The sequence below is a fragment of the Streptomyces sp. NBC_00019 genome (assembly GCF_045041015.1).
In the GTDB taxonomy this organism is placed as follows: domain Bacteria; phylum Actinomycetota; class Actinomycetes; order Streptomycetales; family Streptomycetaceae; genus Streptomyces.
Genome location: NZ_CP108302.1, coordinates 7,444,654 through 7,464,140 on the forward strand (window position 1 = coordinate 7,444,654; position 19,487 = coordinate 7,464,140).

Below are 19,487 nucleotides of genomic sequence, written 5' to 3' on the forward strand. Positions count from 1 at the left end.
TTATAAGCGTGACGTAAGTAGTGTCAACGTGTAGACGCGTCCTGGGCATTGCCTTTGCCGTCTTATTAACCACCAAGACGTTTCAACGCGTCGGGAGCCTCCTCGATTCGGTCAACCAGGGCGATTCGCGACTCCATCGACCGCTCCCGGGCAAGTGACCGCAACAACGGCCACGTGGGCAGCTTTTCGGTCCAGTGCGCCCGGTCGACGAGCACCATCGGCGTCGGCTCGCCGCGTGACTCGTAGTAGTTGGGCGTCGCGCTGTCGAAGATCTCCTGTACGGTCCCGGCGGCGCCCGGCAGGAACACCACACCGGCGGTGGAGCGGGCCAACAGGCCGTCCTCGCGGGTGGCGTTGGCGAAGTACTTGGCGATGTGCGAGGCGAAGGGGTTCGGCGGCTCGTGGCCGTAGAACCAGGTCGGGATGCCGACGGAGGTGCCGCCCCGGTGCCAGCGGGTGCGCACCTCGAAGGCGGCCGCCGCCCAGTCGGTTATCGAGGGCGTGAACTTCGGTGACTTGGCGAGGAGTTGCAGGGCCTCGGTGAGCATCTCGTCGTCGAAGGGGGCGGCATACGCGCCCAGGTTCGCCGCCTCCATCGCGCCCGGGCCGCCTCCGGTGGCGACCGTGAGGCCGGCGCGGGTCAGCTCGCGGCCGAGCCGTGCGGCACCGGCGTAGGCCTCCGTGCCGCGGCCCATCGCGTGGCCGCCCATCACGCCCACGACCCGGGTGTCCCTGAGGAGTTCGTCGAGAGCGTCCGAGACCGCGTCGTCGTGGATCGACCGCAGCATCGAGGCGAGTATGTCGCCGTCGGCCTTGGTCTGCTGGAACCAGGCGTACGCACGGGCGTCGACCGTCTCCTCGTAGCCCTTGCCGAGCCCGGCGAAGAGCTCGTCCGGCGAGTAGAGGAGGCCGCGGTACGGGTCGAACGGCAGGTCCGGGACGGGCGGGAAGACCATCGCGCCCTCCGCGCGGATCTTGGCGGCCGCGTCCTGGCGCATCGGGCAGCCGAGGAAGATGGCGCCCTTCGTGTCCGTGGCGAGCAACTCCCGGGTGCGGTCCGTCAGATCGACGGCCTGGACGCGGAAGCCGGCGAGGGTGCCGCGGGCCGAGACCGTGGCGTCGAACTCGTCGAGGCTCTCGATCTCGCGGTCGTTGTGGTGGGCCGCATGGGCGGGCATCGTCTGCACCCGCCCATGCTAGGCACAGCTCCCGCGGCGGGCGTTCAGCCCTCGATCGCGGCCGGGTCCATCCACACGACCTCCCAGGTGTGGCCGTCGAGGTCGTCGAAGGCGCGGCCGTACATGAAGCCGGGGTCCTGGACCTTGTCCGACACGGTGCCGCCCGCGGCGCCCGCTTTCTCGACCAGTTCGTCGACCTTCTCGCGGCTCTCGGCGCTCAGACAGATCAGCACCTCGCTGGTGGTCGCGGCGTCCGCGATCTCCTTCTTGGTGAAGGTCGAGTAGAACGACTTGGTGAGGAGCATCGCGACGATGGTGTCGCTGATCACCACGGAGGCCGCGTTCTCGTCGCTGAACTGGGGGTTGATCGAGTAGCCGAGCTCCGTGAAGAACTTCTTCGAGGCGTCGAGGTCGTTGACCGGCAGGTTGATGAAGATCATCTGCTGGTACGCGGTGGAGGTCATGTCTCGTCTCTCCCATCGGGGTCGTGATGTTCGGTGGGTAGACCGGGGCGCCGAGCGGAACTCATCGGCGGTGGTCATTTTCTGCGTACGAGTTTTTCGGCGCGGTCGATGAGGGGGTCAGCGGGCCAGCGGCATCGCCGCGAGCTCGGCGACGAGGAGGGTGAGCGGGCCGAAGAGGGCCAGGATCGCGCCGGCGCGCAGGGCGGCCGCGCTGCGGAGCATGGTCGCGGGGGCGCCCAGGCGCAGGAGGGCGGCGGTGGTGTCCGCGCGGGCGTGTTTCGCCTCCACGGCCGCGGTGAGCAGCGTCGCCACCGTGCAGCCGGTCACCAGGAGGGCTCCGAGGGTGGTGAGGGGGCCGAAGGTGTCGGTGCCGGGGTGACGGAGCTCGACCATGGCGTACGTGGCGGAGACGACCGCGCAGACCACGCCGAGGGGGCGGCCGATACGGGTCGCTTCCTCCATGAGGACCCGGCCGGCGAGGAGACGCAGGGCGCCTGGGCGGACCGCCTGCAGGAGACGGCCGCACAGGTGGGTGAGGCCCGGGCCGGCGAGGGCGAGGCCGGCCGCGGTGAGGAGCCAGCCGAGGAGGACGGGGGTGGGGCCGCCGGGGACGGTGAAGGGGGTTGCCGAGCCTTCCGCCGCGTACGCCCCCACTGCCAGGCCCGCGGCCAGGACCGCGATGCCCCAGGGGAGGTCCTTCGGGGCCTCTCGGGGTGGTCGGGGGACGTTGTGGTGGTCCGGATCGTGGGGCTGGTTCTCCGGGGCGGGGGTCTCTGCGGGGGCGGGGTCGTCCGTCGGTGCCGGCTGGGGGCCGGCGGCGCCCTTGCGCCGAAGCTGTGAGCCGAACCTGCCGTACGCGCCGAACGTTTCCCTCGTCCCCGTCCGGCCGTACGCCCCGAAGCGGCCGTACGACCGTGAGGCCCGCCGGGTCGTGGCCGTGCGGGTGTCCTTCGGGCGGTGCACCAGGGCCACCGCGACCGACGCGAGCACCGGGACCAGGCCCAGCAGGGTCAGGGCCGCGGGCAGGGGCAGGGAGGCGTCCGCGGCCAGGAACTCCGCTCCCGCGCCGTCGAAGGGCATCCCTGTCAGGTCGCCCCGTAGGTGGAGGAAGAAGAGCAGGGCCAGCATCGAGCCCAGCGTGCAGGACAGGGCCGTGGTCGCGGCCGAGACCGCCATCAGACGGGCGGGGCCCAGGCCGATCGCCGCGAGGCCGGGACGGGGGCGGGTGCCGGGGTCCGTGCGGGCCACCGCCCCCGCGAAGTAGACCGTCGCCGCCAGTGGCGTCAGGCACCACGCCAGGCGGAGCAGCGAACCCGTCGGGTCGTCCGGGTGGCTGATCGCGTAGCCGAGGGTGCACAGCAGCAGGAATCCGGTGCCCGCCGCCGCCACGGCCACCAGCAGGCGACGCAGCTGTACGGCCGGCTTGGCACCGCGGGTCAGACGGAGAGCGAGCACGCGGCCCGGCCTTCCGACTCGGCGACCGGGGGGAGATGGACCGTGTTCACCCGGCGGCCGTCCAGGAGCGAGACCGTGCGGTCGGCCAGGGCCGCCGTCTCCGCGTCGTGGGTCGCCAGGACCACGGTGATGCCGTGCGAGCGGGCTGCCGTGGTCAGGGTGCGCAGTACGTGGGCCCGGTCCGCGCGGTGCAGCGGGGCCGTCGGTTCGTCCGCGAACAGCACCGTCGGTGCTGGGGCCAACGCCCTCGCGATGCAGACCCGTTGGCGTTCCGCCTGGTGCAGTTCGTGCGGGCGCTTGCGGATCTTGTCGCCGATGTCGAGGCGCTCCAGCCACTCCAGGGCGGCGGTCTTGGCGCGACGGCGGCTGGTGCCGCGGAGCATCAGCGGGAGCGCGGCGTTCTCCCAGACGTTCAGCTCGGGGACGAGGACCGGGGCCGGGTCGATCCAGCCGAAGCGGTCGCGGCGCAGGCGTTCACGGGTCATCGGGCCCATCGTGTGGACCGGCACGCTGTTGAACCAGACCTCGCCGCGCTGCGCCGGGATCAGTCCGGACAGACAGTGCAGCAGCGTCGACTTGCCGCTGCCGCGCGGGCCGCTGACGGCGAGGATCTCGCCCTCCTGGATGCCGAGCGAGACGCCGCCGAGGCCGGGGGAGCCGTCCTTGTAGGTGAAGTGCAGGGCGCGCGCCCAGAGAACGTCGTTGTCGGGCGGGGCCTGCATACGCGTACACCTCGTTCTGATCCGTTTTCCCTGCAAGTGATCCCCCGTGCGGGGGAACGAAGACAGGGCCGATCGGTCACTGGGCACGCTAGGGAGTCCGCCATGCGAGGTCGGACAGCACGCGGCCCCGGGCGCCCGTTTCTCACTCGAACGGGCGGCACCGGGGCCGTTGTTGATCATCCAGACGGAAGATCAGTGCGCGAAGGTCAGAGCTTGGTCCACGCCTCCGTCAGCGTCGCGCGCAGGATCTGCTCGATCTCGTCGAACGTCTCCTGGTTGGAGATCAGCGGCGGGGCGAGCTGGACGACCGGGTCGCCGCGGTCGTCGGCACGGCAGTACAGGCCGTTGTCGTACAGCGCCTTGGAAAGGAAGCCGTACAGGACGCGCTCGGTCTCCTCGTCGGTGAAGGACTCCTTGGTGACCTTGTCCTTCACGAGCTCGATGCCGTAGAAGAAGCCGTTGCCGCGGACGTCGCCGACGATCGGCAGGTCGTGCAGCTTCTCCAGGGTGGCGCGGAACGCGCCCTCGTTGTCGAGGACGTGCTGGTTGAGGCCCTCGCGCTCGAACAGGTCGAGGTTGGCGAGGCCGACCGCCGCGGAGACCGGGTGGCCGCCGAAGGTGTAGCCGTGCAGGAAGGTGTTGTCGCCCTTGTAGAACGGCTCGGCCAGCCTGTCGCTGATGATGCAGGCGCCGATCGGGGAGTAGCCCGAGGTCATGCCCTTGGCGCAGGTGATCATGTCCGGGACGTAGTCGAACTTGTCGCAGGCGAACATCGTGCCGAGGCGGCCGAAGGCGCAGATGACCTCGTCGGAGACAAGGAGTACGTCGTACTGGTCGCAGATCTCGCGGACCCGCTGGAAGTAGCCGGGCGGGGGCGGGAAGCAGCCGCCCGCGTTCTGCACCGGCTCCAGGAAGACCGCCGCGACCGTCTCCGGGCCCTCCATGAGGATCTGCTGCTCGATCTGGTCGGCGGCCCAGCGGCCGAAGGCCTCCGGGTCGTCGCCGAACAGCGGGGCGCGGTAGATGTTCGTGTTCGGGACCTTGTGCGCGCCAGGGACGAGCGGCTCGAAGGGGGCCTTGAGGGCCGGCAGGCCGGTGATGGACAGGGCGCCCTGCGGGGTGCCGTGGTAGGCGACCGCGCGGGAGATGACCTTGTACTTGGTGGGCTTGCCGGTGAGCTTGAAGTACTGCTTGGCGAGCTTCCAGGCGGTCTCGACCGCCTCGCCGCCACCGGTGGTGAAGAAGACCTTGTTGAGGTCGCCGGGCGCGTGGTGCGCGAGGCGCTCCGCGAGCTCCACGGCCTTCGGGTGGGCGTAGGACCACACCGGGAAGAACGCCAGCTCCTGCGCCTGCTTGAAGGCGGCCTCGGCGAGCTCCACGCGCCCGTGGCCGGCCTGGACCACGAACAGGCCCGCGAGACCGTCGAGGTAGCGCTTGCCCTTGTCGTCGTAGATGTAGGTGCCCTCGCCCCGGACGATGGTGGGGACCGGGGAGTTCTCGTACGAGGACATGCGGGTGAAGTGCATCCACAGGTGGTCGTACGCGGTCTGGCTGAGGTCCTTGGAGCTCACGGTTATCGGGTCCTCACGGTTATCGGGTTCCCCACATGTAGGTCTGCTTCTTGAGCTTCAGATAGACGAAGCTCTCGGTGGAGCGCACGCCGGGGATGGCGCGGATGCGTCGGTTGATGACCTCCAGGAGGTGGTCGTCGTCCTCGCAGACGATCTCCACCATCAGGTCGAAGGAGCCCGCGGTCATCACCACGTACTCGCACTCGGCCATGGAGGTCAGCGCGTCGGCCACGGACTCGACATCGCCCTCGACATGGATCCCGACCATCGCCTGGCGCCGGAAACCCACGGTGAGAGGGTCCGTGACGGCGACGATCTGCATCACGCCCTGGTCGAGCAGCTTCTGGACGCGCTGGCGCACGGCGGCCTCGGAGAGGCCGACGGCCTTGCCGATGGCGGCGTACGGCCGGCGGCCGTCCTCCTGGAGCTGTTCGATGATGGCGAGGGAGACGGCATCCAGATGAGGAGTGCCGTTCCTGGACTCGCGGGAGTCCCTGTGCTCTGCGCTTCGACTGGCCACGACCTCACTGTGCACGACGTCTCGATGGTTTCGCAAGGCCACAGCAATGAAATTCGTTGTTTGAGGGAGTGAGTACTGCGGATTTCGCAGCCACGGTGCGATCAGGGGTGTTGAAAACGTGGGTGAGGCGATTAGGGTGGGTGTCTCAACCAATGGACAGTTCGACCCGACACAGGAGGCCGGCAGTGAGCACCGAGCTGCGTCGTCTGCGCAACTACATCGATGGTGAGTTCCGGGACGCCGCTGACGGACGGACCACCGAGGTGGTCAACCCCGCGACGGGCGAGGCGTACGCGACCGCGCCGCTGTCCGGGACGGCGGACGTCGACGCCGCGATGGGCGCGGCCGCCGCCGCCTTCCCCGGCTGGCGCGACACCACCCCCGCCGAGCGCCAGAAGGCCCTTCTGAAGATCGCGGACGCGTTCGAGGAGCGCGCCGAGGAACTGATCGCGGCCGAGGTGGAGAACACCGGCAAGCCGACCGGGCTCACACGGTCCGAGGAGATTCCGCCGATGGTGGACCAGATCCGGTTCTTCGCCGGTGCGGCCCGCATGCTCGAGGGCCGTTCGGCCGGTGAGTACATGGAGGGGATGACCTCGATCATCCGCCGTGAGCCGGTCGGTGTCTGCGCACAGGTCGCGCCGTGGAACTACCCGATGATGATGGCCGTGTGGAAGTTCGCGCCGGCGATCGCGGCGGGCAACACGGTCGTGCTGAAGCCGTCGGACACCACTCCGGCCTCGACGGTTCTCATCGCCGAGATCATGGGGTCGATCCTGCCCAAGGGTGTCTTCAACGTCGTCACGGGTGACCGTGACACCGGGCGGCTCATGGTCGAGCACCCGACCCCGGCCATGGCCTCCATCACCGGGTCCGTGCGTGCGGGCATGTCCGTCGCCGAGTCCGCGTCCAAGGACCTCAAGCGGGTTCACCTGGAGCTGGGCGGCAAGGCGCCGGTCGTGGTCTTCGACGACACCGACATCGCCAAGGCCGTCGAGGACATCTCCGTCGCGGGCTTCTTCAACGCCGGGCAGGACTGTACGGCCGCGACGCGCGTGCTCGTACAGGAGGGCATCCACGACGAGTTCGTGCAGGCGCTCGCGAAGGCCGCCGCCGACACGAAGACGGGGCAGCCGGATGACGAGGACGTGCTGTTCGGTCCGCTCAACAACCCGAACCAGCTGAAGCAGGTCTCCGGGTTCATCGAGCGGCTGCCGGCCCATGCGAAGGTCGAGGCCGGTGGGCACCGGGTCGGGGAGAAGGGGTACTTCTACGCGGCGACCGTCGTGTCCGGGCTCAAGCAGGACGACGAGATCGTGCAGAACGAGGTCTTCGGGCCCGTCATCACCGTCCAGTCCTTCACGGACGAGGACCAGGCGGTCGAGTGGGCCAACGGGGTCGAGTACGCGCTGGCTTCCTCGGTGTGGACCAAGGACCACGGGCGTGCGATGCGGATGTCCAAGAAGCTGGACTTCGGGTGTGTGTGGATCAACACGCACATTCCGTTGGTGGCGGAGATGCCGCACGGGGGCTTCAAGAAGTCCGGGTACGGCAAGGATCTGTCGGCGTACGGGTTCGATGACTACACGCGGATCAAGCACGTGATGACGTCCCTGGACGCGTAGTACTTCGTCTTCGGGCGAGTGGGGGCTGGTCGCGCCCACGCGGCGGAGCCGCAAATTGATGCAGCCCCGCGCCCCTAGGTGTCTTGCGGCGGCCCTAGGAGGGAAGGAACTCCCCTCCTAGGGCCGCCGTGTTACCCCCTCCTCAGTGGTCAGGCTTTCGCTATGTGCTTGCGGAGCCCTGGGAGTTCGTCTCCGCCCGGGTGGCCCGGCAGGTCCGGTGGGCGGATCGTGTCCGGGGTCTTCGGGAGGGTGAGGCCCGCCTCCTTCAGGATCGGGGCGCACTTCTTGGTCGCCTTGCGGTAGGCCTTGCCGAGCAGGGTCGGTTCGTCGCCCTTCTCGAGCTTCATCCGTACCTGCAGACGGATGCCCCCGTCCTCGCCCTTCTCCGCGTGGAAGTCGGGGAAGACCGTCTGGCCCTCGCCGCGCATGCACGCGGCGAACTCGTCGTTGGCCTCGTTGAGGTCGTCCGGGGCGTTCTCGGTGGGCTCGTAGCCGATCGCGAGGCCCGGTCGTGCGCGGGGCGGGTCGTCGGTGGATTCGGAGGCGGTCGCCGTCGACGCGCTGACCGTGCCGAGGGTGAGGGCCGTGATCGCGGCCAGGGCGAGGGCGAGCCGCCGTGGTCGGGGCGACAGAGCGGGCATGTGTTCCTCCGGTCGGTGCAGGGAGTTGCTCACGGCCCTCAGCCAACCGCCGGCGTGGTTACGGCACGGGAACGGCCGCCCTTACCGCCGTGTAACCCCCTGCCCGCGACACTGAGCGCATGCGTGTGCTGGTGGTCGAGGACCACGAAGAGCTCGCCGAGACCGTCGCCTCGGGGCTGCGCCGGGAGGGGATGGCGGTCGACCTCGCCTTCGACGGACCGACCGCGCTGGAGCGCGCCCAGGTCAACGGCTATGACGTCGTCGTGCTCGACCGTGACCTGCCCGGCGTGCACGGGGACCAGGTCTGCCGGACGCTCGCCGAGGGCGGCAGCCGGGCGCGGGTGCTGATGCTGACGGCGTCCGGGACGGTGGCCGACCGGGTGTCGGGGCTGGGCCTGGGGGCCGACGACTATCTGCCCAAGCCCTTCGCGTTCACCGAACTCGTGGCCCGCATACGGGCCTTGGCGCGGCGTGCGCAGCCCGCGCTGCCGCCGGTCCTGGTCCGCGGGGAACTGCGGCTCGACCCCGCCCGGCGTACCGTCACCCGGGCCGGGGGCCAACTGCCGCTCAGCCCCAAGGAGTTCGCGGTGCTCGAACTCCTCATGGCCGCGCAGGGCGGGGTCGTCTCCGCGGAGGAGCTGCTCGAACGCGCCTGGGACGAGGCCGCGGACCCCTTCAGCCAGACCGTGAAGGTCACGGTGAGCCGGCTGCGGCGGAAGCTGGGCGATCCGCCGCTGATCGAGACGGTCGAGCGGGCCGGGTACCGGCTCTGATGAGGCTCCCGACCTGGCGGGTACGCGGCCCGCACAGCATCCGGTGGCGGCTCACCCTGCTCTACAGCGCGCTGTTCGTCGTCGCCGGGGCGGTGCTGCTGGCCTTCACCTATGTGCTCGTGGCCAACTCCGAGCCGTCCCTCACCGCGGGCTCGCCACCGCGGCTGACCGAGCGGGCCGAGGGCCCAAGCACGCCGGACCCGCCCACGGTCGCGTCGTACGTCGAGAAGCGGCTGTCGGTGCAGCGCTCCGAGCAGCTGCACGAGCTGCTGATCGAGTCGGCCCTGGCGCTGGCGGTGATGACGGTCTTCTCGCTGGCCCTGGGCCGGCTGATGGCCGGGCGGGTCCTGGACCCCCTGCGGACCATGACCGCGGCCACCCGCCGTATCTCCGCCGACAATCTGCACGAGCGGCTCGCCGTGGCCGGACCCGACGACGAGCTGAAGGCGATGGCGGACACCATCGACGCCGTACTCGCGCGACTGGAGGGGGCGTTCGAGGCGCAGAAGGCGTTTGTCGCCAACGCCTCGCACGAGCTGCGTACCCCGCTCACGCTCCAGCAGGCCGTCGTCGACGTGACCCTCGCGGACCCCGACGCCTCCGTCGAGACGCTGCGGGCGGCGCTGCTTCGGGTGCGGGCGGCGGGGGAGGAGCAGGAGCGGATGATCGACGCCCTGTTGACCCTCGCCCGTAGTCAACGGGGCTTGGAGCGGCAGGAGTTCGTCGACCTCGCGGCGATGGTGCGGGAGCGGTTGCCGGGGGCGGGGGCAGAGGCGGGGGTGCGGGTGGAGGCCCGGCTGGAGCCCGCGGCCGTGCTCGGGGATCCGCAGCTCATCGAGCGACTGGTCGTCAACCTCACCGACAACGCCGTGCGGCACAACCTGGCGGAAGGCGAGGGGAGTTGGGTGCGTGTGTGGACCGGCGTGGACGTCATGGGCCGACCCGGTCTGCGGATCGAGAACAGCGGGCCGGTCATCCCGGCGGACCAGGCGGCCGGGCTGTTCCAGCCGTTCCGGTGCCTCGGGCCGGAGCGGGTACGCAAGCGGGACGGGCTCGGACTCGGCATGTCCATCGTCGCGGCCGTCGTCGCCGCGCACGGCGGCTGGGTGCGGGCCACCACCCGCCCGCAGGGGGGACTGACGGTGGAGGTCGGTCTGCCGCCGTCGGCTCCCGCGCTCCCCGGCGGCTGATCGACACAGTGTCCGCCACCTGTTCCACGGCTCGACGCAGCGTCGATTGTCCGGCCACAGGTGCGCGCGGCATGCTGCCGGAATGGCCCTCCCACCGCAGAAGCCCCGGCTCACCCGCCGCTCCCTGCTGCGCGCGCTCGGCGGTGGCGCGGCGCTGGGCGCCCTCGCCGGGTGCGGGGTGCCCGCCGCGTACGTGTCCGCCGATGACCGTGCCGTCCCCGACCGGTCCGCCACCGACAGGCGGCTGACGTGGGCGAACTGGCCGCTCTACATCGACACGGACGACGACGACTCGACGAAGCGGCCGACGCTGGACGCCTTCGGGAAGAAGACGGGGATCACCGTCGACTACGTCGAGGAGATCAACGACAACGACGAGTTCTTCGGCAAGATCAGCCCCGCGCTGATGAACCACCAGCAGACCGACCGCGATCTGATCGTCATCAGCGACTGGATGTGCGCCCGGTTCGTCCGGCTCGGCTGGGTCCAGGAGATGGACCGGGCGAACCAGCCCAACGTCACGAAGTACCTGGACCCGCTGCTGAGGTCGCCCGCCTTCGACCCGGGCCGCACGTTCACGGTGCCGTGGCAGTCGGGCATCACCGGCATCGCGTACGACCACCGCAGGCTGGGCCGCGAGATACGGAGCGTCAAGGATCTCTGGGCGAGCGACCTCAAGGGCCGGGTGACCCTGCTCTCCGGGCTCGACGAGGCGTTCGCGCTGCTCATGCAGGGCAACGGCGTCGACATCAGGAAGTGGAAGGCGGCCGACTTCGACAAGGTCTGCGACCAGGTCGAGCAGCACGTCCGCGGCGGCCAAATCCGCCGCTTCACCGGCAACGACTACACCAAGGACCTCGTCACCGGCGACGTCCTGGCCTGCCAGGCGTACTCCGGCGACGTCATCCAGCTGCAGGCCGACAACCCCGATATCCGCTTCGTGGTCCCCGAGGAGGGCGCCGAGCTGTGGTCGGACTCCCTGATGATCCCCGACCGCGCCCTGCACAAGGCGAATGCCGAGCGGCTCATCGACTACTACTACGAGCCCGAGGTCGCCGCCGAGCTCGCCGCGTGGGTCAACTACGTCTGCCCGGTCCCGGCGGCCCGGGAGATCCTCGCCGCGTCCGACGACAAGGACACCGCGGAACTCGCCGGGAACCCGCTGATCTTCCCCGACGACGAGATGCGTGAACGGCTCGTGATCGCAAGGGACATCACGGCGCAGGAGCGGGTGGGGTTCGCGAAGCGGTGGAACGCCATCGTGGGGTTGTAGGCCGCCCCTCCACGGCTTTGCCATCTCTTTACAACCTCCTCGGTCGCTGCCTCGTCTCTCCGCTCGATCCGTCCCGCACCCCGCGGGCGGACCGACGAAAGAGAGCGATTGATGCGCCGAACCGGCCTCAGTGCCCTGGCCCTCGCGTGCGCCGCCGTACTGGCGGGCGCGGTGCCCGCGTTCGCCGACGAGACCGCGACCCCGAGCCCCGTCCCCAGCGCCACGACCGCTCCGAGCGCGGCGCCGAGCGAGTCCACCGCTCCCAGCGCCGAACCGACTGCCGCTCCGACCGAGGCCCCGGCCTCGGACCAGGTCTCCGTCGTGCCCAGCGGGGCGCCCGACACCGGCGTGGCCTCGTCCGGGTCCGGCGGCACGGGTGCGCTCGTCGGCGGGGGCGCCGCCTCGGCCGTCGTCCTGGGCGGCGGGGCCGTCCTCCTCGTACGACGTCGGCGGGCGACCGGCGCGTGAGCCCGCTCTCCAGGCGCGCCTTCACCGCGGCGGCGCTGACCACGCTGCTCGCGGGGTGCGGCGGTCAGGGGGCCACGAGCGGGAGGACCACGACAGAGGGTCGCGCCTCCAGTACGCCGTCGTCCGCCAAGTCGGCCACTCCGCAGGGCCGTTCGGTCCCGGTGCGGCTGCGGATACCGGAGATCGGGGTCGAGACCCCCGTCATGCGGCTGGGGCTGGCCCCGGACGGCACGATGGAGGTGCCTCCCGTCACCGCGCACGACCAGGCGGGCTGGTACGAGCACTCGCCGACGCCGGGGCAGACCGGTCCGTCGGTGCTCCTCGGCCATGTCACGGTCGGCTCGTACGGGGACGGGGTCTTCCGGCGGCTGGGGGAACTGCGCCGGGGTGACCGCATCGAGGCGCGCCTGGAGAACGGCGGCACGGCGGCCTTCGCCGTCACCGAGGTCCGTACGGTCGACAAGGCCGACTTCCCGGCCGGGGCCGTGTACGGGAACGTCGACCGGCCCGAGCTGCGTCTCATCACATGCGGCGGACCCCGGACCGGTGCCGGGTACCGCGACAACGTGATCGTCTTCGCCGCGTCCATCTCTGCAGGAGAACGTTGAAACGGTCCCGAGAGAGGGCGGCGTCCGAGCTGTTCGCCGCCCTCTACCCACGCCTCGCCGGCTGGTGCCGCCGGCTCGTCGACGACGACGAGACGGCCCACGAGATCGCCTCGGAGGCCTTCACCCGGCTGTGGGCACGCTGGACGGCCGTGGAGGAACCGCGCGGGTTCCTCTACGTCACCGCGGCGAACCTCGTCCGTGATCACTGGCGCAAGCTGGAGCGCGAGCGCAGGGCCGTGCGCCGGGCCGGCAACGAGGCCGCGGTCAGCCCGTACAACGAGCAGGCCGACCCCGCCGTACGACTGCTCGTCCAGTCCCTCCCCGAGCGACTGCGCGTCCCGATCCTGCTCCACTACTACGCTGACATGCCGATCCGAGAGGTGTCCGTGCTGACCGGACGCAAGGAAGGAACCGTCAAGGCCGACCTCCACGCGGCCCGCGAACTGCTCCGCGCCCACCTGAGGAGAAGCCTTGATCACGCGCCCTGACGACGACCCGGACCTCGACCCGGACGACCCGCTCACCATCCTCCTGCGGCCCCCCGCCGACCACCTCGGCCCGCCCCCCGGCCGCTACGAGGCGATCCGCCGCGGCGCGACCCGGCGCAAGCTGCTCCGCGCGGCGGCCGGAACCGCCGTGGTCTGCGGTCTCGCCGCCGCCGTCCTGCTGCCGCTCAGGCTGTCGACGTCCGAGGCCCCCGCGTCCCCGGCGGTCCCGCTCGCACCGCCACCCGCGAGCAGTTCCCCGACCGCGCCGCCCTCGACCCCGCCCCCTTCGGACGGACAGCCGTCGGCCGTGCCGTCTTCGCCGGCGACGTCGGTACCCGTCAGCCCCGGCATCCCCTCGGCCTTGCCGTCCACGGCGCCCACCGCCACTGCGGAGCCGACGCCCACGGAGCAGCCGTAGAAGCGGCCGTCGAAAGATATTTTGAACATGTTCAATTCCAGGCGTACGCTCCTGCCATGAGCGACAGAGCCGCCCTGCTCAAGGGCATTCGCGCCTGGTTGGTCCTGTTCGTCGTGTGCCTCGTGCTCAGCGGCGCCACGGCCTTCCCCCTCGTCCACGAACTGCGCTGGACCGAGGACCTGTTGCGGCACCTGCCCACCCCCGACCCCCTGATGGACTGGATCGTGCGGGTCCGCCAGGGCCTCGACACCGCCGACACCGACTACCCCTTCCTCCTCTACGGCACCGACTGGCTGGCCTTCGCGCACCTCGTCATCGCGGTCGCCTTCTACGGCGCGTACCGCGACCCCGTCCGCAACATCTGGGTCGTCGAGTTCGGGATGATCGCCTGCGCCGGGATCATCCCGCTCGCGCTGATCTGCGGGCCGATCCGGGGGATCCCGTTCTGGTGGAGCGTGATCGACATGTCGTTCGGGGTGTTCGGGGTGATCCCCCTGTACGCCGTCCGCAGGAAGATCAAGCGGCTGGAGGCGCTCACCCCGGGCAACGCCTGGGCCGTGCCCGCTACTTGACCGCGGCCATGCCGAGGCCGTCGCCGGCCGGGATGCCACTGGTGTGGTCGAGCAGCTGCCGTACGGTGACCGGCCGGAACTGCTTGCCGGGCAGGCCGGGCAGGTAGTGCTGGACCGGCTTGTCCAGGTCGATCCGTCCCTCGGCCGCCAGGCGCAGCACGGCCGCCGCCGTCACCACCTTCGTCGTCGACCCGGCCCGGAACCGGCCGTCCGGGTCCGCCGCCCGGCCACTGGCCATGTCGTGCACGCCCGCGCTGCCCCGCCAGCTGCCGCCGCACCCGCCGACCCGGACCAGTGCGGCGGTCGCGTCCGCGTTCGGGAGCCCGGCGAGCGCGGCGCTCAGGGCCTTGGCGTCCGGCGCGTCCGAGGTGCACTCGGCGGCGGCGGGCGCCGCGGCGAAGGCGGGGGCCGCGAGGGGCCCGGCGGCGAGGGCGAGAGCCAGGGAGAGGGTGACGACAGACGTACGGGTGCGCATCCGGTACTCCAAGCGATCGGTGTGGTGATCATCGTCGGCCGGTACGCGCCCGCCGGGACCGTCGGCGAGGAGGGCACCGCACCCTGGCGGAACCCTGAGCCTTCCTTGCTCCGTAAGGGGGTTGTGCGGGCTCGCCCCTAAGGGCGGCCCCCGGCGCGCGAAAAACTGTTATCCCGGAAGCCTTCACTCCGTCTCCACGCTGTGATCTCCGGCATAGCCAGGACCCCGGGGCTGCCTGAGAGGGTGCGTGCAGAACCGAACCGAGGGACGGAACGACGTGGACACGCGGCAATGGCGCGACACCATCGCGGCCGCGCAGGCCGGTGACCGGCAGGCGCTGGACGACCTGGTCGCGGGCTGGCTGCCGCTCGTCTACAACATCGTCGGCCGCGCCCTGAACGGCCACGCCGACGTCGACGACGTCGTCCAGGAGACCATGCTGCGGGCCGTCGACAACCTCGGTTCGCTGCGCGACCCGGACAGCTTCCGGTCCTGGCTGGTGGCCATCGCCATGCGCCAGATACGGGACCGGGCCCGGCGCCGCACGGCCCCCGCCCCGCTGGAGGAGGCCACCGCGAGCGACGCCGCCGACTTCGCCGAACTCACCGTCCTCAGGCTCCAGCTGGAGGGTCAGCGGCGCGAGGTCGCGGAGGCGGTGCGCTGGCTCGACGACGAGGACCGGCAGCTGCTGTCGCTGTGGTGGCTGGAGGTCGCGGGCGAGCTGACCCGGCGCGAGCTGGCGGCGGCCGCCGGTATCAACAGACAGCACGCCGCGGTGCGCGTCCAGCGGCTCAAGGAGCGCGTGGAGACCGCGCGCGGCATCGTGCGGGCCCTCGACGGCGCCTGCCCGGACCTGCGCGAACTGACCGGCCGCTGGAACGGGCGGCCCGACTCCGTCTGGCGCAAGCGGCTGGCCCGGCACATCCGGGGCTGCGGCTACTGCGGGGACACCCGCGAGGCCGTCGTACCGGCGGAACGCCTTCTCGTCGGTATCGCCCTCGTCCCGCTCCCCGTCGGCTTCACCCTCTCCCTCGCCTTCGGCGGCAAGACGGCGGCCGCCGCCACCGCCGCGGCCACCTCCGTCGGCTGGTCCGCCAAGGCGATGGCCGCGCTCACCCAGCCCTTCGTCGCGGTGACGGCGGGAGCGACGATCGTGGCGGGCGGCGCGTACGTCGTCACACAGCCCTCGGACAGCCCGCCGCCGCGCGTCGTCACCGGCCCCACGGCGGCGAGCACGGCCCGCCCACCGGTGACGATCTCCCCGTCGGCGACGCCGTCACTGTCACCGTCACCGTCCCCCACACCGAAGAAGGTCGACCTCTACGGCACGGTCGTCGACGCCGTCGACCGGGCCCCCGACCCCGACGCCCGGCCCGCCGCCCTGCCGCACCGCCCCGAGTCCGGCATCACCAGCACCTCGGGCGCCAAGGCCGTCATGCAGCACCGCGGCGAGACAGTGACGCTGAGCGGGCAGGGATACGTGCTGGTGCGCTGGCAGATCGCCCCGCAGGACCGGCCGGGCGGCCTGACCATGCCCACCTGGACCGGTCTCAAGGGCAGGCTCTTCCATGTCGCTTCGGGTGGCGGCCGCCGCATGGACGACGCCACCGGCCCCGACACCACCGGCATGGGCGGCCCGGACACCGGATACACGGTGCTGCCGAACGGCACCCAGCAGATGTGGCAGAACGAGTACTTCTACCTCGACGGCAGCGTCGACCTGACCGTGAACGAACGCGGCGCCTCCTACGGCCTGACCGTCTTCCCCTCCAGCTGGGAGGCGGCGGACAGGGACGTCAACTACGGCCCCCCACAGGGCGCGGTCCGCTACGGCCTGGTCCGCGACAACGGCAAGGACACGGCGCCGGTACCGCAGTACGTCACCCGCGAGAGCCCCGCCGATCCGGCGACGGTGTCTCAGCGCTCCCGCGTGTAGCGGTCCTGCGCCTCCATCACCTCGTCACCGTGCTCGAAGGCCCAGGCGCCGAAGGCGTCGATCGGGGCGAGCAAAGTCCTTCCCAGGCCGGTGAGTTCGTACGCGACACGGGTTCCCTCGGACACGCGGCGGTGGACCAGCCCGTTGAACTCCAGCCGCCGCAGCGTCTCGGTGAGCACCTTCTGGCTGATGCCGCCGATGCGGTCCTTCAGCTCCCCGTGACGCACGGGACCGTCCCGCAGCGCCCAGAGCACCACGGCGTTCCAGGTGTTGGAGAGGAGGTCGAAGGCGAGGCGGGCGCGGCAGTCGGCGAGGTACGTCACGTACCGAATGGTGCCCGAGCGGCTCCCTACAGTCCTGCCCATGCGAATAGGGATTCTCGGTACGGGCGCAATGGCGGACGCGCTGGGCACGCAGTGGCGACGCGCGGGACACGAGGTGGTGGCCGGGAGCCGGTCACAGGGAGGGGTGCGGGAAGCGGCCGCGTTCGGGACGGACGCGGTGCTGCTCGCGGTGCCCTACGAGGCGGCGGTGGAGGTGGTCGCGGGGCTCGAAGAGGTGCTGCGCGGACGGGTGTTGATCGACTGCACCAACCCGGTGGGCCATCCCGGCTTCCGGCTGCTCACGGCGGGCGGCCCGGCGGCCGCCGAACGGATCGCGGCAGCCGCCCCGGCCTCACGGGTGGTCAAGGCCTTCAACCTCTGCCACGAGGACGTCTGGCGCCTGACCCCGCCGGTCTTCGACGGCCGCCCACTGGCCGTGCCGCTGTGCGGGGACGACGAGGAGGCCCTGGATGTCGTACGACGACTCGTGCGCGACCTCGGTTGTGAGCCGCTGAACGCCGGGGGGCTGGAACGGGCCGGGCTGGTGGAGGCGACGGCGGCGCTGCTGATCGGGCTGTGGGTGGGGGAGGGGGCGGACGCGCAGGCCATCGCGCCCCCACTCCAGTGGGCCTAGTCCTCGTCGCGCAGGGCGCAGAGGGCGTCGACGCGGTTCGTGGTGATCGAGTCGACGCCCGCCGCGATGAGACGGCGCATCGAGCGGACCGTGTCGGGGGTCCAGACGGAGACGAGGTAGCCGTCGCGGTGGACGCGTTCGGCGAGGGCCTTGTCGACCAGCCCGAAGCGGTAGTTCAGCCAGCGCGGGCGGACCGCCGCCAGCAGCGCGGGGCGCGGCGGGGCCAGCGACGTCCAGGTCAGGGCGATCTCGGCGGCCGGGTCGGCGGCGCGCACGGCGAGCATGGCGGGGGCGCCCGCGCAGTAGTACACGCGGTCCTCGGCCCCGCCCTCCCGTACGACGTCGACGACCCGGCGGACCGCCTTCACGTCCGGTGTGCCCGGCAGGTCGAGCATCAGCCGGGCCCCTTCGGCCACCGCCAGCGCCTCGGCCAGCGTCGGCACCCTGCCGTCCGTGAGGCCGCGGACCTCGTCCGACGACAGGGACCTGAGCGGCCGGTCGTGCTCCCACAGCCGCTTCAGCGTGTGGTCGTGCAGCAGCACGGGGACGCCGTCCCGGGTGAGGCGTACGTCGATCTCGACGGCGTCCGCGCCCAGTTCGAGCGCGGCACGCAGGGAGTCGAGCGTGTTCTCACGGACGCGGTAGGGGTCGCCGCGATGGGCCACTGCGGTCAGCTTCTGCATGCGCCCATTGTGCTGGTGGCCGGTCCCGGTTCGCGGTGGGGTCAGGGCGCGAGCCACGCCGTGGTGTACGCGTCGATCTCGTCCTTGACACGGGCCTTGCCGGGCTCGTCCAGGAAGGACGCCTCGACCGCGTTCTTGGCGAGGTCGGCCAGGCCGCGCTCGTCGAGGTCGAGGAGGCGGGCGGCGACGGCGTACTCGTTGTTCAGGTCGGTGCCGAACATGGGCGGGTCGTCGGAGTTGATGGTGACGAGGACGCCGGCCTTCACGAACTCCTTGATCGGGTGCTCGTCGAGGTGGCGCACCGCGCGCGTGGCGATGTTGGAGGTCGGGCACACCTCCAGGGCGATCCGCTCCTCGGCGAGATGCGCGAGCAGCTTCTCGTCCTGCGCGGAGCTGGTGCCGTGTCCGATGCGCTCGGCGCGCAGGTGGGTCAGCGCGTCCCAGACCGTCTCCGGGCCGGTCGTCTCACCGGCGTGCGGCACCGAGTGCAGGCCGGCCGCGATCGCGCGGTCGAAGTACGGCTTGAACTGCGGCCGCGGTACGCCGATCTCGGGCCCGCCGAGCCCGAAGGAGACGAGGCCCTCGGGGCGCAGGCGGTCGTCGGTGGCGAGCCGCACGGTCTCCTCGGCGGCCTCCAGGCCCGCCTCGCCGGGGATGTCGAAGCACCAGCGCAGCACGGTCCCGAACTCGGCCTCCGCCGCCTTGCGGGCGTCCTCTATCGCGTCCATGAAGGCGCGCTCGTCGATACCGCGGCGGGTCGAGGAGAACGGGGTGATGGTCAGCTCGGCGTAGCGCACCTGCTGCCGGGCCAGGTCGCGGGCCACCTCGTACGTCAGCAGACGTACGTCCTCCGGTGTGCGGATCAGGTCGACGACGGACAGGTACACGTCGACGAAGTGGGCGAAGTCCGTGAAGGTGAAGTAGTCGGCCAGGGCCTCGGGGTCGGTGGGGACCTTGGAGTCGGCGTGGCGGGCGGCCAGTTCGGAGACGATCCGGGGGGAGGCGGATCCTACGTGGTGGACGTGCAGTTCGGCCTTGGGCAGCGAGCCGATGAAGGCGTGCAGGTCGCGCGGGACGCTGGGGTCGATGAGGTGCTCGGTCAAGGTTCCTCCCCGGAACGGCGCCCTCGGCCGGCGTGCGGCGGGCGCGGGTGATCGGCTGATCGATGACTCGGGGATCATCGTAGGCCGACCGGGCGGGGGGAGGGACGCTGGTCGTAGCATGACGGGCATACGACAGAGGGGGTCCCGAGCATGTCCGACGAGGCGCGGCAGCCGGCAGGCGAGGCGCACGGGTCGACTCCGTCGGCTTCCGGGGGGCAGCGGGGTGAGGCGGTCGCTTCCGAGGGGGAGCGGGATGGGCTGGCGGCTCCCCGGGTGGGGTTGGACAAGGCGATGTCTTCCGGGGTGGGGACGGGCAGCGCGCACGTGTCGGGGGAGCGGGGCGCGGAGGGCCGTGGTGAGCGGGGGG

The 19,487-nt window shown here is 71.3% G+C and carries 21 protein-coding genes and 1 pseudogene; 11 read left to right on the forward strand and 11 right to left on the reverse strand.

Annotation, left to right across the window (positions count from 1 at the left end; genetic code table 11):
• Positions 1–65 precede the first annotated feature (65 nt).
• The 6 genes from OHU89_RS35245 to OHU89_RS35270 all read right to left on the reverse strand — a co-directional run bounded on the left by OHU89_RS35245 (position 66) and on the right by OHU89_RS35270 (position 5,925).
• Positions 66–1,187, reverse strand: a complete 1,122-nt coding sequence (locus OHU89_RS35245; protein WP_405648996.1) for an LOG family protein — start codon at positions 1,185–1,187, stop codon at positions 66–68.
• Positions 1,188–1,222: 35 nt separating this feature from the next.
• Positions 1,223–1,642 (reverse strand): VOC family protein, encoded by a 420-nt coding sequence (locus OHU89_RS35250; RefSeq protein WP_405648998.1) that lies wholly within the window; start codon positions 1,640–1,642, stop codon positions 1,223–1,225.
• A gap of 117 nt (positions 1,643–1,759) precedes the next feature.
• Positions 1,760–3,097: a hypothetical protein gene (locus tag OHU89_RS35255; RefSeq protein WP_405649000.1), complete on the reverse strand. Its 1,338-nt coding sequence runs from the start codon at positions 3,095–3,097 to the stop codon at positions 1,760–1,762.
• Positions 3,079–3,819: an ABC transporter ATP-binding protein gene (locus OHU89_RS35260; RefSeq protein ID WP_266887461.1), complete on the reverse strand. Its 741-nt coding sequence runs from the start codon at positions 3,817–3,819 to the stop codon at positions 3,079–3,081. Before OHU89_RS35260 ends, OHU89_RS35255 begins: the two co-directional genes overlap by 19 nt.
• A gap of 206 nt (positions 3,820–4,025) precedes the next feature.
• Positions 4,026–5,390, reverse strand: a complete 1,365-nt coding sequence (locus OHU89_RS35265; RefSeq protein WP_266887459.1) for an aspartate aminotransferase family protein — start codon at positions 5,388–5,390, stop codon at positions 4,026–4,028.
• Between the two features lie 19 nt (positions 5,391–5,409).
• On the reverse strand, positions 5,410–5,925 hold the full coding sequence (locus OHU89_RS35270) for an Lrp/AsnC family transcriptional regulator (protein WP_046261928.1): 516 nt from the start codon (positions 5,923–5,925) through the stop codon (positions 5,410–5,412).
• A 170-nt stretch (positions 5,926–6,095) separates the two neighbouring features.
• Here OHU89_RS35270 and OHU89_RS35275 point away from each other — a divergent pair, with 170 nt between their 5' ends.
• Positions 6,096–7,535 carry a gamma-aminobutyraldehyde dehydrogenase gene (locus tag OHU89_RS35275; protein WP_365405526.1) on the forward strand — a complete coding sequence of 480 codons (1,440 nt, stop codon included), beginning with the start codon at positions 6,096–6,098 and terminating at the stop codon, positions 7,533–7,535.
• Between the two features lie 149 nt (positions 7,536–7,684).
• On the opposite strand, the gene OHU89_RS35280 is transcribed toward OHU89_RS35275, so the two are convergent.
• A complete protein-coding gene (locus OHU89_RS35280) occupies positions 7,685–8,176 on the reverse strand; it encodes a hypothetical protein (protein WP_405649006.1) in 492 nt (163 codons plus the stop codon).
• Between the two features lie 119 nt (positions 8,177–8,295).
• Here OHU89_RS35280 and OHU89_RS35285 point away from each other — a divergent pair, with 119 nt between their 5' ends.
• The 8 genes from OHU89_RS35285 (at position 8,296) to OHU89_RS35320 (ending at position 13,966) form a co-directional block, all read left to right on the forward strand.
• The gene (locus OHU89_RS35285; protein ID WP_405649009.1) at positions 8,296–8,949 is read left to right on the forward strand and encodes a response regulator transcription factor; all 654 of its coding nucleotides are present in this window, start codon (positions 8,296–8,298) and stop codon (positions 8,947–8,949) included.
• Positions 8,949–10,139, forward strand: coding sequence for a sensor histidine kinase (locus OHU89_RS35290; protein WP_405649012.1), 1,191 nt, complete (start codon positions 8,949–8,951; stop codon positions 10,137–10,139). The genes OHU89_RS35285 and OHU89_RS35290 overlap by 1 nt, the downstream gene beginning before the upstream one ends.
• A gap of 82 nt (positions 10,140–10,221) precedes the next feature.
• The gene (locus OHU89_RS35295; RefSeq protein ID WP_405649014.1) at positions 10,222–11,412 is read left to right on the forward strand and encodes a spermidine/putrescine ABC transporter substrate-binding protein; all 1,191 of its coding nucleotides are present in this window, start codon (positions 10,222–10,224) and stop codon (positions 11,410–11,412) included.
• 111 nt (positions 11,413–11,523) lie between these two features.
• Positions 11,524–11,880, forward strand: a complete 357-nt coding sequence (locus tag OHU89_RS35300; protein ID WP_405649016.1) for a sortase-dependent protein — start codon at positions 11,524–11,526, stop codon at positions 11,878–11,880.
• Positions 11,877–12,488, forward strand: coding sequence for a class F sortase (locus tag OHU89_RS35305; RefSeq protein ID WP_405649019.1), 612 nt, complete (start codon positions 11,877–11,879; stop codon positions 12,486–12,488). Before OHU89_RS35300 ends, OHU89_RS35305 begins: the two co-directional genes overlap by 4 nt.
• Positions 12,485–12,976, forward strand: coding sequence for an RNA polymerase sigma factor (locus tag OHU89_RS35310; RefSeq protein WP_046261921.1), 492 nt, complete (start codon positions 12,485–12,487; stop codon positions 12,974–12,976). The genes OHU89_RS35305 and OHU89_RS35310 overlap by 4 nt, the downstream gene beginning before the upstream one ends.
• Positions 12,960–13,394 (forward strand): hypothetical protein, encoded by a 435-nt coding sequence (locus OHU89_RS35315; protein ID WP_405649022.1) that lies wholly within the window; start codon positions 12,960–12,962, stop codon positions 13,392–13,394. Before OHU89_RS35310 ends, OHU89_RS35315 begins: the two co-directional genes overlap by 17 nt.
• Positions 13,395–13,450: 56 nt before the next feature.
• Positions 13,451–13,966: a hypothetical protein gene (locus OHU89_RS35320; protein ID WP_405649024.1), complete on the forward strand. Its 516-nt coding sequence runs from the start codon at positions 13,451–13,453 to the stop codon at positions 13,964–13,966.
• Positions 13,967–13,976: 10 nt separating this feature from the next.
• Here OHU89_RS35320 and OHU89_RS35325 read toward each other — a convergent pair.
• A pseudogene (locus OHU89_RS35325) lies at positions 13,977–14,441 on the reverse strand (serine hydrolase domain-containing protein); the annotation flags it as partial.
• A 277-nt stretch (positions 14,442–14,718) separates the two neighbouring features.
• Between OHU89_RS35325 and OHU89_RS35330 the strand changes: the two are divergent.
• On the forward strand, positions 14,719–16,377 hold the full coding sequence (locus tag OHU89_RS35330; protein WP_405649027.1) for an RNA polymerase sigma factor: 1,659 nt from the start codon (positions 14,719–14,721) through the stop codon (positions 16,375–16,377).
• On the opposite strand, the gene OHU89_RS35335 is transcribed toward OHU89_RS35330, so the two are convergent.
• Positions 16,359–16,742 (reverse strand): helix-turn-helix domain-containing protein, encoded by a 384-nt coding sequence (locus OHU89_RS35335; RefSeq protein ID WP_266887434.1) that lies wholly within the window; start codon positions 16,740–16,742, stop codon positions 16,359–16,361. The genes OHU89_RS35330 and OHU89_RS35335 overlap by 19 nt on opposite strands.
• Here OHU89_RS35335 and OHU89_RS35340 point away from each other — a divergent pair.
• Entirely contained in the window at positions 16,741–17,334 is a 594-nt protein-coding gene (locus OHU89_RS35340) for an NADPH-dependent F420 reductase (protein ID WP_405649030.1), read from the forward strand. The genes OHU89_RS35335 and OHU89_RS35340 overlap by 2 nt on opposite strands.
• On the opposite strand, the gene OHU89_RS35345 is transcribed toward OHU89_RS35340, so the two are convergent.
• Together OHU89_RS35345 and OHU89_RS35350 are read right to left on the reverse strand one after the other, a co-directional pair.
• The gene (locus tag OHU89_RS35345) at positions 17,331–18,017 is read right to left on the reverse strand and encodes a glycerophosphodiester phosphodiesterase (protein ID WP_405649032.1); all 687 of its coding nucleotides are present in this window, start codon (positions 18,015–18,017) and stop codon (positions 17,331–17,333) included. The genes OHU89_RS35340 and OHU89_RS35345 overlap by 4 nt on opposite strands.
• 41 nt (positions 18,018–18,058) lie before the next feature.
• A complete protein-coding gene (locus tag OHU89_RS35350; RefSeq protein ID WP_405649034.1) occupies positions 18,059–19,120 on the reverse strand; it encodes an adenosine deaminase in 1,062 nt (353 codons plus the stop codon).
• Positions 19,121–19,487: the final 367 nt, after the last annotated feature.

Excerpts from the sequence above, each read along its gene's own strand:
- OHU89_RS35250 (WP_405648998.1), bottom strand. The coding sequence starts at position 1,642 with ATGACCTCCACCGCGTACCAGCAGATGATCTTCATCAACCTGCCGGTC.
- OHU89_RS35295 (WP_405649014.1), top strand. The coding sequence starts at position 10,222 with ATGGCCCTCCCACCGCAGAAGCCCCGGCTCACCCGCCGCTCCCTGCTG.
- OHU89_RS35260 (WP_266887461.1), bottom strand. The coding sequence starts at position 3,819 with ATGCAGGCCCCGCCCGACAACGACGTTCTCTGGGCGCGCGCCCTGCAC.
- OHU89_RS35335 (WP_266887434.1), bottom strand. The coding sequence starts at position 16,742 with ATGGGCAGGACTGTAGGGAGCCGCTCGGGCACCATTCGGTACGTGACG.
- OHU89_RS35320 (WP_405649024.1), top strand. The coding sequence starts at position 13,451 with ATGAGCGACAGAGCCGCCCTGCTCAAGGGCATTCGCGCCTGGTTGGTC.
- OHU89_RS35340 (WP_405649030.1), top strand. The coding sequence starts at position 16,741 with ATGCGAATAGGGATTCTCGGTACGGGCGCAATGGCGGACGCGCTGGGC.
- OHU89_RS35345 (WP_405649032.1), bottom strand. The coding sequence starts at position 18,017 with ATGCAGAAGCTGACCGCAGTGGCCCATCGCGGCGACCCCTACCGCGTC.
- OHU89_RS35300 (WP_405649016.1), top strand. The coding sequence starts at position 11,524 with ATGCGCCGAACCGGCCTCAGTGCCCTGGCCCTCGCGTGCGCCGCCGTA.
- OHU89_RS35280 (WP_405649006.1), bottom strand. The coding sequence starts at position 8,176 with ATGCCCGCTCTGTCGCCCCGACCACGGCGGCTCGCCCTCGCCCTGGCC.
- OHU89_RS35290 (WP_405649012.1), top strand. The coding sequence starts at position 8,949 with ATGAGGCTCCCGACCTGGCGGGTACGCGGCCCGCACAGCATCCGGTGG.
- OHU89_RS35285 (WP_405649009.1), top strand. The coding sequence starts at position 8,296 with ATGCGTGTGCTGGTGGTCGAGGACCACGAAGAGCTCGCCGAGACCGTC.